This is a genomic window from Alkalibacterium sp. m-11 (assembly GCF_054658155.1).
On record NZ_BAAGIR010000538.1, the window covers coordinates 1 to 255 of the forward strand.

Consider the following 255-nt stretch of genomic DNA (forward strand, 5'->3'; position numbering starts at 1 on the left):
GAACAACGCAAACTGTCTCGTCGCTATGAACAAGCAAAGAAAGACGGAAAAGAATTAACTAATGCCAAAAACTATCAAAAGCAGCGGCTTAAAGTCGCTAACCTTTACGAAAAAGTAGCCAACCAACGCGAAGATTTCTTGAATAAACTCAGTACGCTGATCATCAAAAACCACGATATCATTTGTATTGAAGATTTGAATATTCAAGGCATGAAGAAGAATCGAAAGCTGGCTAAACAGATTTCGGATGTTTCA

At 37.6% G+C, this 255-nt stretch carries 1 protein-coding gene; it reads left to right on the forward strand.

What is annotated here, in order from left to right; translation table 11 throughout:
* Positions 1–255 (forward strand): transposase (locus ACYQ2O_RS13505; RefSeq protein WP_459796859.1); only part of this gene is annotated, 255 nt, incomplete at both ends.